This is a genomic window from Flavobacterium nitrogenifigens, assembly GCF_003254565.1.
Lineage (GTDB): Bacteria > Bacteroidota > Bacteroidia > Flavobacteriales > Flavobacteriaceae > Flavobacterium > Flavobacterium nitrogenifigens.
Genome location: NZ_QJRI01000175.1, coordinates 169,315 through 184,063, shown reverse-complemented (window position 1 = coordinate 184,063; position 14,749 = coordinate 169,315). Strand labels below are relative to the sequence as shown.

Annotated in this window: 14 protein-coding genes; 11 read left to right on the top strand and 3 right to left on the bottom strand. The window is 33.7% G+C overall.

What is annotated here, in order from left to right:
- Window positions 1–114 precede the first annotated feature (114 nt).
- From DM397_RS12890 to DM397_RS12840, 11 genes are all read left to right on the top strand, one after another.
- Complete coding sequence (locus DM397_RS12890) at window positions 115–903, top strand: TrmH family RNA methyltransferase (protein WP_111377924.1); 789 nt, start codon at window positions 115–117, stop codon at window positions 901–903.
- A gap of 240 nt (window positions 904–1,143) precedes the next feature.
- Window positions 1,144–3,363 carry a RelA/SpoT family protein gene (locus DM397_RS12885; protein ID WP_111377923.1) on the top strand — a complete coding sequence of 740 codons (2,220 nt, stop codon included), beginning with the start codon at window positions 1,144–1,146 and terminating at the stop codon, window positions 3,361–3,363.
- Between the two features lie 88 nt (window positions 3,364–3,451).
- Complete coding sequence (locus DM397_RS12880; RefSeq protein WP_008462215.1) at window positions 3,452–3,916, top strand: Fur family transcriptional regulator; 465 nt, start codon at window positions 3,452–3,454, stop codon at window positions 3,914–3,916.
- 96 nt (window positions 3,917–4,012) lie between these two features.
- Window positions 4,013–5,284, top strand: a complete 1,272-nt coding sequence (locus DM397_RS12875) for an adenylosuccinate synthase (protein WP_111377922.1) — start codon at window positions 4,013–4,015, stop codon at window positions 5,282–5,284.
- 54 nt (window positions 5,285–5,338) lie between these two features.
- The gene (locus tag DM397_RS12870) at window positions 5,339–5,923 is read left to right on the top strand and encodes an NUDIX domain-containing protein (RefSeq protein WP_111377921.1); all 585 of its coding nucleotides are present in this window, start codon (window positions 5,339–5,341) and stop codon (window positions 5,921–5,923) included.
- 71 nt (window positions 5,924–5,994) lie between these two features.
- Entirely contained in the window at window positions 5,995–6,546 is a 552-nt protein-coding gene (locus DM397_RS12865) for a hypothetical protein (protein WP_111377920.1), read from the top strand.
- 179 nt (window positions 6,547–6,725) lie between these two features.
- A complete protein-coding gene (locus DM397_RS12860; protein WP_111377919.1) occupies window positions 6,726–7,610 on the top strand; it encodes a L,D-transpeptidase in 885 nt (294 codons plus the stop codon).
- A 312-nt stretch (window positions 7,611–7,922) separates the two neighbouring features.
- The gene (locus DM397_RS12855; protein WP_111377918.1) at window positions 7,923–8,513 is read left to right on the top strand and encodes a TetR/AcrR family transcriptional regulator; all 591 of its coding nucleotides are present in this window, start codon (window positions 7,923–7,925) and stop codon (window positions 8,511–8,513) included.
- A gap of 138 nt (window positions 8,514–8,651) precedes the next feature.
- Window positions 8,652–9,794, top strand: a complete 1,143-nt coding sequence (locus tag DM397_RS12850) for an FAD-dependent oxidoreductase (protein ID WP_111377917.1) — start codon at window positions 8,652–8,654, stop codon at window positions 9,792–9,794.
- A 29-nt stretch (window positions 9,795–9,823) separates the two neighbouring features.
- Entirely contained in the window at window positions 9,824–10,129 is a 306-nt protein-coding gene (locus DM397_RS12845; protein ID WP_111377916.1) for a DNA-directed RNA polymerase subunit alpha C-terminal domain-containing protein, read from the top strand.
- A 61-nt stretch (window positions 10,130–10,190) separates the two neighbouring features.
- Window positions 10,191–11,027 carry a hypothetical protein gene (locus DM397_RS12840; RefSeq protein ID WP_111377915.1) on the top strand — a complete coding sequence of 279 codons (837 nt, stop codon included), beginning with the start codon at window positions 10,191–10,193 and terminating at the stop codon, window positions 11,025–11,027.
- Between the two features lie 57 nt (window positions 11,028–11,084).
- On the opposite strand, the gene guaB is transcribed toward DM397_RS12840, so the two are convergent.
- The 3 genes from guaB to DM397_RS12825 form a co-directional block, all read right to left on the bottom strand.
- Window positions 11,085–12,557, bottom strand: a complete 1,473-nt coding sequence (gene guaB / locus DM397_RS12835) for an IMP dehydrogenase (RefSeq protein ID WP_111377914.1) — start codon at window positions 12,555–12,557, stop codon at window positions 11,085–11,087.
- A 206-nt stretch (window positions 12,558–12,763) separates the two neighbouring features.
- Entirely contained in the window at window positions 12,764–14,158 is a 1,395-nt protein-coding gene (locus DM397_RS12830) for a DUF5723 family protein (protein ID WP_111377913.1), read from the bottom strand.
- Window positions 14,155–14,706 (bottom strand): hypothetical protein, encoded by a 552-nt coding sequence (locus DM397_RS12825; protein ID WP_111377912.1) that lies wholly within the window; start codon window positions 14,704–14,706, stop codon window positions 14,155–14,157. Before DM397_RS12825 ends, DM397_RS12830 begins: the two co-directional genes overlap by 4 nt.
- Window positions 14,707–14,749: the final 43 nt, after the last annotated feature.

The window sequence follows — 14,749 nt, the reverse complement described above, 5'->3', positions numbered from 1 at the left end:
GTGGAATTCGTGGCGAAAGAAATATCGTTTCAAACCTACAAGGATTTAAAAACCTTGCAGGAAGAAAAAAACTCAGTACCTTAGCACCTTAGAATCTTAGTCGCTTAAAAAAAAATGAAACAAATTACTTCAGTTCAAAATCCGTTTATCAAATCTTTGGTTTTACTTCAAGAAAAAGCCAAAGCCAGAAAACAAACCGGAACGTTTTTGATTGAAGGACAACGCGAAATTTCATTAGCCATAAAAGGCGGTTACGAAATCGAAACGGTTTTATTCTTACCAGAATTAGTTTCAGAATCAGAAATCAATAAACTGATTCAAAATCCGTTTCAGATTATCGAAATCAACAAAGAAGTTTACCAAAAACTGGCGTATCGCGATACTACAGAAGGAATTCTAGCTGTTGCCAAAACGAAATCTTTAAAATTATCTGATTTAAAATTATCTGACAATCCGTTGATTTTAGTGGTAGAATCTTTAGAAAAACCAGGAAATATCGGTGCTGTTTTACGCACTGCAGATGCAGCAAATCTAGACGCAGTTTTAATCGCCAATCCAAAAAGCGATTTGTACAATCCGAATATTGTACGTTCTAGTGTTGGATGCCTTTTTACCAATCAAATCGCAACTGGAACATCCGAAGAAATTATTGCTTTTTTGAAAGAAAAAAAGATCAATTTCTACAGCGCTACTTTACAAAATTCGACCTCATATCATACACAAAATTTTACTACTCCAACCGCTTTAGTCGTAGGCACAGAAGCTACTGGCTTAACCCAACAATGGCGAGATGAAGCAACTCAAAACATCATTATCCCAATGCAAGGAGAAATTGACAGTATGAATGTTTCTGTCGCAGCTGCCATTTTAATTTTTGAAGCAAAAAGACAAAGAGGGTTTTAAATTTAGAGGCAAAGTTACAAAGGTTCTGAGGTTCTGAGGTTCAAATTAAAAGTCTTCAACTTTTAATTTTTAATCTTCAATTTTTAATTTAAAAAAACAACTTCTTCAATGTCAGGCTGAGCGGAGTCGAAGTCTTATTCCTACATGCAAAAATCCAAAATCTGCACCCTAAAATCAACAATCTAAAATCTTGTATATGTTCAAACTAATTCTTATTTTTAGTACTTGAACTATGCCGTTATGACAGAAATAGATATAGAAAAAGAAAACAAAGCTATTGCGCAGGAATACAAGGAATTACTTCGAATAAGTTACCAAACTTTGAGCCCTACTGACAAGAAATTAATTAGAAAAGCTTTTGATGTTGCCGTTGATGCTCACAAAGATCAGAGACGTAAATCTGGCGAAGCTTATATCTTTCATCCTATTGCAGTTGCAAAAATTGTTGCCTCAGAAATTGGTCTGGGCGCGACCTCTATCGCTGCGGCTTTAATGCACGATGTTGTCGAAGATACACCAATGACTGTAGAAGACATTGAGCGTTTATTTAACCCGAAAGTGGCGCAGCTAGTTGAGGGTCTTACTAAAATCTCATTAGTTCAAAAAGATTTAAATGCCTCAATGCAGGCAGAGAATTTCAGAAAAATGATTCTGACGCTGAATGATGATGTACGTGTGATTTTAATTAAACTAGCCGATCGTCTTCACAACATGCAAACCATGGATTCGATGGCGGAATACAAACAGACCAAAATCGCATCTGAAACTTTATACATTTATGCTCCTCTAGCCCACCGTTTGGGACTTTACAACATTAAAACCAAACTTGAGGATTTAGGACTAAAATATACCGAACCGGCAGTTTATGAGGATATCGTAAGTAAGATTCGTGAAACTAAAGAAGAGCAAGACGCCTATATCAAAGATATTTCGGATGTTTTAAAAAAATCTTTAGACAATGAAGGTGTAGATTATATTATTAAGGGTCGTCCAAAATCAATTTATTCTATTCGTCGAAAAATGCGCGCTCAAAACGTAACCTTTGATGAAGTTTATGACAAGTTCGCGCTTCGAATTGTATATAAAGCTGATGCGCACGAAGAAAAATTTATTGCTTGGAAAATATATTCCATCGTAACAGATCATTACAGACCGAGCCCGAGCCGTTTGCGTGACTGGATTTCATCTCCAAAATCAACTGGTTATGAAGCCCTTCACATTACCGTAATGGGCCCAAAAGGACGCTGGGTCGAAGTTCAGGTTCGAAGCGAACGTATGGATGAAATTGCCGAAAAAGGTTACGCAGCGCATTACAAATATAAAAACGGCGCGACAGAAGAAAGCGGTCTGGATACTTGGCTAAATCTTCTTCGCGAAGCTTTGGAGAATCCAGAAACCAATGCGGTTGATTTTGTGGAAGATTTCAAAATGAATTTATATTCTAAAGAAATCTTCGTCTTTACGCCAAAAGGAGAAATAAAATCACTTCCAAAAGGCGCGACTTCATTAGATTTTGCATTTAGCATTCACTCAGAAATTGGAATTAAAACTCGAGGAACTCGTGTAAATGGACGTTTGGTTCCGCTGAATTACGAACTAAAAAGCGGTGATCAAGTTGAAGTAATTACTTCTCCAAACCAGAAACCAACTGTAAACTGGTTAGAATACGTAACGACTTCGAGAGCTAAAAATAAAATTAAAAACGTTCTTAACGAGAACACTAAAAAAATTGCTGAAGAAGGAAAAGAATTACTTGTTAGAAAATTAAAACATTTAAAAGTTACGTTCAACGAACAAGTAACAAACGAGTTGGTTAATTTCTTCAAATTAAAAACCAGTTTAGATTTATTTTATAGAGTCGGAATTGGTGCGATCGAAAATCAGCAGTTAAAAGATTATGCGGCGCAGAAAAGCAATTCGTTTATCAATTTCTTCAAAAATAAAATTAAACGAACGAAAGATACTGCAGACGAGGATATTCACAAACCAGTCATCAGCAGCAATTATGACATGCTGGTTTTTGGAACTGAACATGACAAGTTAGATTATAAGCTTTCGCAATGCTGTAACCCAATTCCTGGTGACGATGTTTTTGGTTTTGTTACCATTAATGAAGGAATAAAAGTGCATAAAAAAGATTGTCCAAACGCTATTGGAATGCAGTCTAATTATGCTTACAGAATCATGAGTGCCAAATGGATTGATTCTTCTCAAGAAGAATTTAAAGCCATTATTAATATCACCGGAATGGATGTTTTAGGGCTTACCAACCAATTGACAAAAGTAATTTCAAACAACATGAGCGTAAATATTCAAAGTATTTCGCTGAGTACCGATGCTGGAATTTTCCATGGACAAGTTGCTGTAATTGTGAAAAACAATACGATTTTGAAAAAAATGATTAGCGCAATTAAGAAAATTGACGGGGTCGATAAGGTTACTAGAGAGTACAGAACCTAACTTTTTAGGGAAACTATAAGAATTTTGTAACGAAACTTTAAACCCGAAACTTTTATTCATTAAAAATAAAAAATTATCTTTGCCGGATATGACACTTATTTCAACTGACAACACTAAGAATCAAGAAATTGTAAAAAATGTTTTTACACTATATCTTGAACAAAAAGGGCATCGCAAAACTCCTGAGCGTTATGCTATACTTCAGGAAATTTACGATAGCGAGGAACATTTTGACATAGAAAATCTATACATCAAAATGAAAAACAAGAACTATCGTGTGAGTAGAGCTACTTTATACAACACGATCGAGTTATTGTTGGACTGCGCTTTGGTTAGAAAACATCAATTTGGACAAAATCAGGCTTACTACGAAAAATCATATTTTGATAAACAGCATGATCACATCATTATGACGGATTCGGGAGAAGTAATTGAATTTTGTGATCCAAGAATTCAAACTATCAAAAAGACTATCGAAGAAATTTTTGATATTGAAATCACTAATCATTCGCTTTATTTCTACGGAAACAAAAAGCAAAATTCAAATTCATAGTCTATTCAATTAGACTTTTTCAAAAAATAAAAAAAAGAAAATTAACTACATAATCAGTAGGACGACTTAGATTGTCCCAACGCAAATTAAAACAGAATGACCGTAGATTTATTACTAGGATTACAATGGGGAGATGAAGGTAAAGGAAAAATTGTTGACGTACTTACCTCAAATTACGATATTATTGCACGTTTTCAAGGAGGACCAAATGCAGGACATACATTAGAATTTGACGGAATTAAACACGTACTTAGAACGATTCCTTCTGGAATTTTTCACAAAAATTCAGTAAACATCATCGGAAATGGAGTTGTAATTGATCCTGTAGTTTTCCAAAAAGAAATTGAAGGTTTAGAAAAATTCAACCTTGATATCAAAAGCAAATTGATCATTTCAAGAAAAGCACATTTAATTTTACCTACTCACCGTTTACTTGACGCAGCTTCTGAAGCTTCTAAAGGTAAAGCTAAAATTGGTTCTACTCTTAAAGGAATTGGACCAACTTACATGGACAAAACAGGTAGAAATGGTTTACGTGTTGGAGACATCGAATTAGAAGATTTTAAAGAGCGTTACAGAGCTTTGGCTGACAAGCACGAAGCTATGATTGCTTTCTACGATGTTAATATCCAATACAACTTAGCTGAACTTGAAAAAGAATTCTTCGAGGCTATTGAAGAATTAAAGAAATTAGATTTCATTGACAGTGAAGAATATATGCACCAAGCTCAAAAAGCAGGTAAATCTATTCTTTGTGAAGGCGCTCAAGGATCTTTATTAGATGTTGATTTCGGAACTTATCCTTTCGTAACTTCATCAAACACTACTGCTGCTGGAGCTTGTACAGGTTTAGGAATTGCTCCTAACAAAATCAAAGAGGTTTACGGAATTTTCAAAGCTTACGTTACACGTGTAGGTAGCGGACCTTTCCCAACTGAACTTTTTGACGAAGTTGGTGCTACAATGGCAAAAGTGGGTAACGAATTTGGTTCTGTAACAGGAAGACAAAGACGTTGCGGATGGTTAGACCTTGTTGCTTTAAAATATGCGGTTCAAGTTAACGGAGTTACTCAGTTAATGATGATGAAAGGTGACGTTCTTTCTGGTTTCGAAACTTTAAAAGTTTGTACTGAATACAACTACAAAGGACAAAACATTTCTCACTTCCCTTACAACATCGAACCAGAAAACGTTACTCCGGTTTACAAAGAGTTTAAAGGATGGAAACAAGATTTAACTGGACTAACATCTTACGATCAATTGCCAATTGAGCTAAAAGAATATATTGAGTTTATTGAAAAAGAAATCGAAGTGCCAATCAAAATTGTATCGGTTGGACCAGATAGAAAACAAACAATAACAAAATAATACATTTAAACGCTCTGATTTTCAGAGCGTTTTTTTTGACTATTTACTACTGACATGAGAAAAAATCCTGAAATTGAGATTACAGAAACCAAGTTATTATCAGACAATTGGTACATCTTAAATAAAGTTACTTTTAACTATACAAAAGAAAACGAAAAAGTAGAATCTCATATTCGCGAAGTGTATGACCGCGGAAATGGTGCTGGAATTTTACTATACAATTCAATCAAAAAAACGGTTATTCTAACCAGACAATTTCGTTTACCGACTTATCTTAACGGAAATAAAACGGGAATGATGATTGAAGTTTGCGCGGGACTTTTGGACAAAGACAATGCCGAACAAGCTATTATTCGCGAAACAGAAGAAGAAACAGGATACCGTTTAACAAAAGTTCAAAAAGTAATCGAAACCTATATGTCTCCAGGATCTGTAACAGAGATTTTATATTTGTTTATTGGCGAATATGACGAAAGTATGAAAGTAAGCTCTGGAGGCGGACTTGATGCTGAACAAGAAAACATTGAGGTTTTAGAATATACTTTTGATGAAGCTTACGCCATGATTGAATCTGGAGAGATTACTGATGCTAAAACTATTATGTTATTGCAGCATGCAAAAATTAAAGGTTTGATTTAGAGTATAATTTTTAATGTTTTTTTTCAAAACAAATCTTTGTATATTTCTGAATAATAAAATTTAAATTAAAAATGGAGATTTTTAAAGCAATTATAGAATTCATTAAAGATAATTCAATTAAAAAACTTTCTAAATTTTTTATATTTCTTACAGTAGTAATATTTTTTGTTTTTGCTGATAATATTTTTGGATTTTCTTATTACTATAATCTTAATAATAAATTATCTCAAATAGAAAAAGTCTCAAACATATTAAACAATAGTACCCTAGATTTTGCAACTCGAAATGAACTTTCTCAAATAAGAAAAGATATTATAGGTCGAAAAACACTCAAAGACGATATTATATCTGCTTGGAGAAAAATTTCTTTTACTGATTCAAATGATAAAATTCTAAACGAATTAAATTCATCTTCCAAAATTAGAAATAGTACGATTGAATTTATATCTATTAATTATTTTTGGATTTTTCTGTTCATTTTTATGCCATTATATGCTTTTATCAATCCTTTTTCCGAGTTTTTTTTGGAAGAATATTTTATTATTATTGGTCGTGCAAATATTTATGGCAGCTTTATCATTCTTTTTATTTTTTGTATTTTCACTTATTCCTACAATTTTTAACAAACCATACCTTAACTATATACTAAACTTTTTAATAGTTACAACTGGTTTAACCATAAGCACAAATAAGCTAAAACAAAAGGAATTATAAAAATGTAAATCCCGAAACCAATTCAAAAAATTATGTAACTCTTTTTGGCTATCAGATTTATAACTTTATATTCATAAAAATACAACCCATGAAAAAGTTATATTACACAGCAAACGCCATACTAATCTTAACGTTAGTTTTATTAGGTTCTTGCAAAAAAACCGATACTATAACATTGACTGAAAATAAAAAAGAGAAAAAGAAAGCAATCGAATATAAAAAACCCGAAACAGTTGCTTATCAAATCACAAATACAAAAGAATGGCTAAAGCTTAACGAAGCCGACAGTTCTAAAATGGCTATTGTTTACGCCTTAAACCGAACAGATAAAGCTAATTTTAAGAAACTGGATTCTGTTGTTATTCCAGCAGATTTTAGTGGAGATTTAGTTTATTATCTTCCGTTTCCGCTTCATGTTTCAGCTCTAGAAGAGGTTTCTAAAATTGTTCTTTTTTCTTATCCAACCCAAACTTTTGCTGCTTACGAAAATGGTGAATTGGTTCGTACAGGTCCTACCAATATGGGAAGAAAAAAAGATCCTACTCCTACTGGATTATTTTTCACCAACTGGAAAGCCGAACAAACCACAAGCACTTTTAATGACGAGTGGGATCTAAAATGGAATTTTAACATTGAAAATAAATTGGGAGTTGGTTTTCACGAATATGCTTTACCAGGATATCCAGCCTCACACTCTTGCTTACGCCTATTAGAAAAAGACGCTAAATATCTCTATAAATTTGCCGACGAATGGATTTTGAAAGACAGAGAAAATGTAAAAGTAAAAGGAACTCCTGTAGTTGTTTTTGGAAGTTATGATTTTGACGGTTCAAAACCGTGGCTAAAATTAGCATCAGATCCTGAAGCTTTAAATATCTCTGAAGGCGATATTGAAAACACAGTAACGCCCTACTTAAAAGAAATCTTAAAAAACCAAAATCTGAGAGAAGCCGAGCCTACAAAAACTTTATAAAATATACTCCAAATACAGAATCAGCTGAAATGATATAACATCATTTCAGCTTTTTTGCTTGCCTTTGAATGCAAAATTTGGCTAAAGCCCTTCCCTTTGTCCTTTCTTAAACCTCCAGCTAAAGCTGGAGGCAATTCATATTAGCATTCAAACTTTTAAACCTTAGTCTCTTTAAACCTTTGCAACTTTAAGCCTTTCCCACTAAAAGACTCAGCATCTCAGAACCTTAGCATCTTAGAACCTCAAAAAAAACCATAAATAAGCGATCGTTCATTTATTATTTATATCTTTGTACCATAATTAATTAGAATTATGAGAACAAGAGATATCAATAAAGAAGAAATTGTAAAGCAGAAAGCAATAGAAATGATTGTCACGCAAGGCGTAGAAGGTTTTGGAATGAACCGTTTGGCTAAAGAATGCGGCATTTCTGTCGCGACACTTTACATCTATTATTCAGACAAGGAAGATTTGATTCGTAAAATTGGAATTGAAATTGGCCAAAATTTCTTTGAAAAAATGTTTGACGGTTTCTCTACAGATATGTCTTTTAGAGATGGATTACAAAATCAATGGGAAAACCGTATTTATTTCAATCAAAATTTTGCGCTACAAGCTACCTGTTTTGAACTTTTAAGACATTCTAGTCACGGCGATGCAATCATACAAGAAGTAACAGGAAAATATAAGCAAATGATGACTGAGTTTATGCTTTCGGCAATTGAGAGAAAAGAACTCATTTCTGTTCCTTACGAAGTTTTTTGGAGCATTGCTTATGGTTCACTCTACTCTCTTTTAGAATTTCATAGAGATGGAAAATCAATGTCGGGAAAATCTTTTGTTCTAAATGAGGAGATTAAAAATAACGCTTTTAATCTGGTTTTAAAGGCGCTTACTCCATAAATAAATTCCAAATTCTAAATTCTAAATTCCAAATTCCAAATTCCAAATTCTAAATTCTAAATTCTAAATTCTAAATTCTAAATACTTTATCACTCTTTGTTAAGTCGTAGAACAGTTACAATATTAATTTCAATAAAAATGAAAACTTCAATTATAAAAAATAAAAAAATAGCCATTATTGGTGGAGGCCCCGTTGGACTAACAACTGCAAGAATTTTACAAATAAACGGTGCTGATGTTACAGTTTACGAAAGAGACATTGACGCTCAAGCCAGAACTTCTGGCGGAACTTTGGATATTCACTCCGATTCTGGTCAATATGCGATTCAGAAAGCAGGTTTAATGGATGAGTTCTACAAATATGCAAGACCAACTGGAGAAAAAATGGCAGATATAGATGGAAACATAACTTCTGATGAAATGCCAGATGAAACCAACGCTTTTTCACGTCCAGAAATTGACAGAAACGATCTTAGAAAAATTATGCTGGATAATCTTGAAGAAGGCACTGTTGTTTGGGACAGTCAATTGGTCAATCTTGAAAAAACAGAGAACCAATATATTTTAGAATTCAAAAATGGAACGACAATAATTGCCGATTTTGTGATCGTTGCAAATGGAGGAAGATCCAACGCTAGAAAATTTGTCAGCGATCAAGAACCTCAGCTTTCTGGAACGTATATTATTCAGGGTGAAATTGTAAATCCTGACCAAGATTATCCTGAATTTAAGCCTAAATACGGAAACGGAAATGTCATGGCAATGGGCGAACATAAAATGTTTTATACACACACCATGCGCGATAGTTCTGTACATTTTGGTGTTTCTTTTAAAGCAGATGAAGACTGGATTGCAAATCATGGAATCAATTTTGAAGACGATCAATCTGTAATTTCTTTTTTAAACGAAACTTTCGAAAACTGGGGAGATGATTACAAAAAATTCTTCACTGTTTCTACAGAATTCTCCGGTTTGCCTTTAAGATTATTCTCTTTAGAAGAACCTTGGAAAGAACATTCAAACATTACTCTTGTTGGCGATGCGGCACATTTAATGCCACCATTTGCTGGTGAAGGCGTAAATATGGGATTATTTGATGCTTTTCATTTAACCCAAAATTTAACCAACGGAAAATTCGAAACCATTGATGAAGCAATTGCTGATTATGAAAAGAAAATGTTTGGCTATGCTTTAGAAGCACAACGTATGACAAAGAAAATGGAAGATTTACTGCATTCTGATATTGTTACGGAAGATATTCTGAACAGCCGATACGACTAAGAATAAATAAATTTCATAGCTTTATAGTTATGAGCGATATTTCAAAAAATAAGAGAACCTGCAAAAAAGGGCATCACTATTTTAAAACCAGTGATTGTCCTACTTGCCCTATTTGTGAAGCGGAACGAAAACCAAATTCCGGACTTTTATCCATTTTATCTGCGCCGGCAAGAAGAGCTTTGGAAAGTAAGAACATTAAAACTGCGGAAGATTTATCTCAATTTACTCAAAAAGAAATCATGTCTTTACATGGAATTGGCCAAAGCAGCCTGCCAAAACTCTTGGAAGAACTAAGAAAGAATAGCCTTACTTTTAAAGAAAACAACTCTAACTGAATAAAGTAGTTTTTATTTCTTACTTTCGCTCTCTAAGCGAAAAAAGTGCTTTGAATTACCTATGAAAAAACTATATTTATTTCTTTTTGCTTCCGTTACATTTTTAAATTACGGCCAGTCCAATCAAACTTTAGATTTTAAAATACGGTTCTCGCCTCAAACGATTTACAATCAAACAATGGCAAATTCAGCTTCATACGAACTTACTTATGAAGGATCTGAAGATTTTCTCAATACATTAAAATCTACTGGCGTAAAAAACCCGACAATAACTAATTCTACTATCAACATGGAGTCAGTTTTTAAAACTGGCAAAACAAATGCAGAAGGAAATTTTCCCGTTGTAATTGAATATATAAAATCTTTAGACAACAAAGGAAATACTATAATCCCGAATGGCACTTTAATCTACGGGAAAGGATCAATTTCTGCATTGCCAAAATTGGATTCTATTGTTGCAAAAGATCTTGATGAAGCGTCTAAAAACACTATTTTTGAAATCGTAAAAAGCTCTTTTTCCCAACTTGCATTACCAGAAAAAAATTTAAAAGTTGGCGAAGCATTTTCTCAGGAAAGTCCTATTACAATTCCAATTGGAGCACTTAACATTGATATGTCAATCACAACTATTTACAAACTAACAAATATCGTTGATAAAAATGCTTATTTTGATATCAATCAGGTTTACACGGCAAATGTTTCATCAGAAAATTTAAACAACATTATTGTCTCAGGAACCGGAACCGGAAAAATGACATACGACATTCCTAATTATTTTGCAAGCGAAAGCGCCATAGACATGAAGCTTATGTTTGACTTGAAACAAGATGAATTTGACATCAAATTAAATTCGTCCACAAGTATAAAGCAAACTGCTAGAATTAGTAAAATCAAATAAAAAAAGGCGTAAGAATTAAATCTTACGCCTTTTGTTTTTATATTAAAACTCACTCAATTATCTAGAATAATTTGGAGCTTCTTTTGTAATCGTTACGTTGTGGGGATGACTTTCAGTAATTCCGCTTGACGTGATTCTAACAAAACGTCCAGATTCTTGTAAAGTTGGAATATCTTTTGAACCGCAGTATCCCATACCTGCACGAAGTCCTCCAATAAACTGAAGCATACTTTCGTTTAATTCACCTTTGTAAGGAACACGACCAACGATTCCTTCTGGAACTAATTTTTTAACGTCGTCTTCAACATCTTGGAAATAACGATCTTTTGATCCTGTTTGCATTGCTTCAACAGATCCCATTCCGCGGTAAGATTTGAATTTTCTTCCTTCAAAAATGATAGTTTCTCCTGGAGATTCTTTTGTTCCTGCTAATAATGAACCTAACATTACACAGTCAGCACCTGCAGCGATTGCTTTAGGAATATCTCCTGTATAACGAATTCCACCATCTGCAATTACTGGAACTCCAGTTCCTTTGATTGCCGCAGCCACTTCTAAAACTGCTGAAAATTGTGGAAATCCAACACCGGCAACAATACGAGTAGTACAGATAGAACCAGGTCCGATTCCAACTTTTACTCCATCAGCTCCATTTTCTACCAAATATTTAGCAGCTTCTGGCGTTGCGATGTTTCCAACAATTACATCTATTTGAGGGAATTTTGCTTTTACTTCTTTTAATGTATTCACCACACCTTCTGTGTGTCCGTGAGCTGTATCGATAATAATCGCATCTACACCAGCAGCAACCAAAGCTTCTGCTCTTTGAACTGCGTCTCCAGTAACGCCAATTGCAGCAGCAACTCTTAAACGACCAAAAGAATCTTTGTTCGCGATTGGCTTCTGAGTAAGTTTTGTAATGTCTCTGAAAGTAATTAAACCAACTAATTCATTTTTATCGTTTACAACTGGTAATTTTTCGATTTTATGACCTTGTAAAACTACTTCTGCCTGCTCTAATGAAGTTCCTTCAGAAACCGTCACTAAGTTTTGGCTTGTCATAACCTCAGCGATTGGTCTTGCTCCGTTTTTTTCGAAACGTAAGTCACGGTTGGTAACGATACCTTTAAGGATTTTGTTTTCGTCTACGATTGGAATACCACCGATTCCGAATTCTTTCATGGCATTTTTAGCGTCAGCAATTGTAGAGTTCATTGGTAAAGTTACCGGATCGATAATCATACCTGCTTCAGCACGTTTTACTTTTCGAACTTTTCCTGCTTGCTGTTCGATGGTCATATTTTTATGTAAAACACCAATTCCGCCTTCTTGAGCCATAGCAATTGCCATTGCGCTTTCTGTAACTGTGTCCATAGCAGCAGATACAATTGGAACGTTTAATGTAATGTTTCTTGAGAATCTTGATTTAATGCTCACTTCGCGAGGAAGCACATTCGAGTAGTTAGGTACTAATAATACATCGTCGTAAGTTAAACCTTCGCCGATAATCTTGGAGTTGTGTGCTATCATGGTGCAATTTCTAGTTGAATTGCGTGCAAATATAGTGAATAAATTGGTAACTTGAATACTAACTTATTCATAAATTTATATTTACAGGAAAAGTCTTTCAAATTAAATTCCAATTTTTTAAATTCCAAATTCCAAGTTAGATTGAAAAAAAGCTTCACTTTTTTTTTGGGGGAGTTTTGAATTTGGAATTTGGAATTTATCTATTTTCATTCTTTATCTTGAAAAACAAAGTTGATTCCGAGCTGAAAGGCTGCACTACTGGCTTTGGAAATATCTTTATATTCTAAAACATTATTAACTAAAGCATAGATATTAACTGAACCAAGTGTTCCTGCAAGTCCTAAACCGATATTTTTATTTGAAAAAGTATCTAGAGTATAAGTTGCTTTAAGATCTAGTTTTTTAAAAATATTTCTTCTGTAAAAAGCTGTTATAGCAAATAAAGGCACTCGAGGAGCAGACATTGCAAAAACCTGTGCTCCTACCGCATTTTTATAATATTTATCGGTTTTTCCATGACAATTGCATTCGTCGTCAGGACGTGCTTCTCCAAACGAATATTGTATAGATGAATAAAATTTTGTGGGACGCCAGGTTGTATACTTATTGTATAATGTATCTCTTGGTATTGCTTTGTCAAATTCATCAAAGACATTTTCTGGATCATCTGAGCCTAAAAAATCTGGATTGGCACCATTGTAGCGATAAGTTCCTTTATACGTTAAGGTTTCAATGTCTTTTGATTGCCTTACAAAACCTAAATCTACAATACTTGCTGTAAACTGCAAATTCTCTTTTATATAATAAGTAATTCCTGCATCTACTCCTAAACCAAGACTTCCGTTAAAAAAGGTATTGTTCGCAAGATCACGAACTACATTTCCTTCATATTCATCTTTAGTAAAACGAGCTAATCCTGATGTTTTTAATTCTAAATTGGAAGAAATAACCTGATTATATAGGTTTGGAGTTCCCGACTCTTTTCCTGTATAAATGTAACCCGAATTTTTTGTTGAAGTAGCATTTGCACCACTTGAGTAAATTTTGGCACGTCCTCCGTAAACAAACTTATCATTTACTTTTTTATGAAAACCAACGTGAAAAACAGAAAGCACTTCGGCTTTCATACTCAAATCGGCTAGATCAAATGATTTACCAATATAATTTCGGTTTCCATCTAAGGCTAATAAGGCTAGATCTTTCGGGACAAACATAAAGAAATCAAATTCCTGATACAAACCAAACGTAATATAAGAACGGCTTTCTCTTCCTCCAATTCTAAAACCACCAGAAAATATTTCAAGCTGCTGATTGGTCACAACTTTATCATTGCGAGAAGATTTATTGACTACATCTCTCACTTTTTGATTGAAATCGACTCCATCTTTTGAAAATAAATCATAGGCCGAAAAACTGCTGGAACCCACATTTGCAGAAATTCCAGATAAAACCGGAAATCCAAAATAATATTTATAGGAGACATCGGCTCCCGGATTTACAAGTGAAGACTGCGGAATTGAAGTAAAATTATATAACAACTCCCTGTTTTGAGCAAAACAAGAAAGATGAAAAAACAAGCAAAGAATTAGCGTTTTTCTCATTCAATTTCTAAATAAGCAGTTGCACTTGATCTTAATTTTAAATTCCCTAGACTCTCACTATTCAATGGAGGTCCGGCAGCAATTATTATAACAAAGCCAATTTTTTGGGTTTGCTTTAAAAGATCTAATCGCGCGTTTTCAAAAACTTCTGTAGGGTATTTTATAACATTTGGCGTTCCATTATAAGATGGAACCGTAAAAGATATGGTCTGCAAAACCTGATTCTCTGCATTAAGCAAAAGCATGTTTATAACAAAAGAACGGTTTATATTATTCTCGATTTCAAAATCAAACTCAGCTTTTTTAAGACGTTCATTAAAAAACTTATCTTTAAAAATATCAAAGTCTCTTACGTCGGGATAAACATTTGTACTTCCATCGTCTTCGAGTTTATTTGCTGGAATATCAAAATAAGCAAGATTTGCTACAAATACAGGCTCTAGCTTAAAATCATTTACCTGATCAAAATCCAAATCGCTTGAACAAGACAGAAAAAAAACTGCAGCAAACAATAGCATTGAGATTCTTTGTATTAGATTTCGTTTCATTTTAGTTTTATTAGAATAAATAAAAACGCATTTAACTGTAAGA

What these genes read in the sequence shown, in the direction of transcription:
- DM397_RS12890 (WP_111377924.1), top strand. Translation starts at nt 115, where the DNA reads ATGAAACAAATTACTTCAGTTCAAAATCCGTTTATCAAATCTTTGGTT.
- DM397_RS12885 (WP_111377923.1), top strand. Translation starts at nt 1,144, where the DNA reads ATGACAGAAATAGATATAGAAAAAGAAAACAAAGCTATTGCGCAGGAA.
- DM397_RS12880 (WP_008462215.1), top strand. Translation starts at nt 3,452, where the DNA reads ATGACACTTATTTCAACTGACAACACTAAGAATCAAGAAATTGTAAAA.
- DM397_RS12875 (WP_111377922.1), top strand. Translation starts at nt 4,013, where the DNA reads ATGACCGTAGATTTATTACTAGGATTACAATGGGGAGATGAAGGTAAA.
- DM397_RS12870 (WP_111377921.1), top strand. Translation starts at nt 5,339, where the DNA reads ATGAGAAAAAATCCTGAAATTGAGATTACAGAAACCAAGTTATTATCA.
- DM397_RS12865 (WP_111377920.1), top strand. Translation starts at nt 5,995, where the DNA reads ATGGAGATTTTTAAAGCAATTATAGAATTCATTAAAGATAATTCAATT.
- DM397_RS12860 (WP_111377919.1), top strand. Translation starts at nt 6,726, where the DNA reads ATGAAAAAGTTATATTACACAGCAAACGCCATACTAATCTTAACGTTA.
- DM397_RS12855 (WP_111377918.1), top strand. Translation starts at nt 7,923, where the DNA reads ATGAGAACAAGAGATATCAATAAAGAAGAAATTGTAAAGCAGAAAGCA.
- DM397_RS12850 (WP_111377917.1), top strand. Translation starts at nt 8,652, where the DNA reads ATGAAAACTTCAATTATAAAAAATAAAAAAATAGCCATTATTGGTGGA.
- DM397_RS12845 (WP_111377916.1), top strand. Translation starts at nt 9,824, where the DNA reads ATGAGCGATATTTCAAAAAATAAGAGAACCTGCAAAAAAGGGCATCAC.
- DM397_RS12840 (WP_111377915.1), top strand. Translation starts at nt 10,191, where the DNA reads ATGAAAAAACTATATTTATTTCTTTTTGCTTCCGTTACATTTTTAAAT.
- guaB (WP_111377914.1), bottom strand. Translation starts at nt 12,557, where the DNA reads ATGATAGCACACAACTCCAAGATTATCGGCGAAGGTTTAACTTACGAC.
- DM397_RS12830 (WP_111377913.1), bottom strand. Translation starts at nt 14,158, where the DNA reads ATGAGAAAAACGCTAATTCTTTGCTTGTTTTTTCATCTTTCTTGTTTT.
- DM397_RS12825 (WP_111377912.1), bottom strand. Translation starts at nt 14,706, where the DNA reads ATGAAACGAAATCTAATACAAAGAATCTCAATGCTATTGTTTGCTGCA.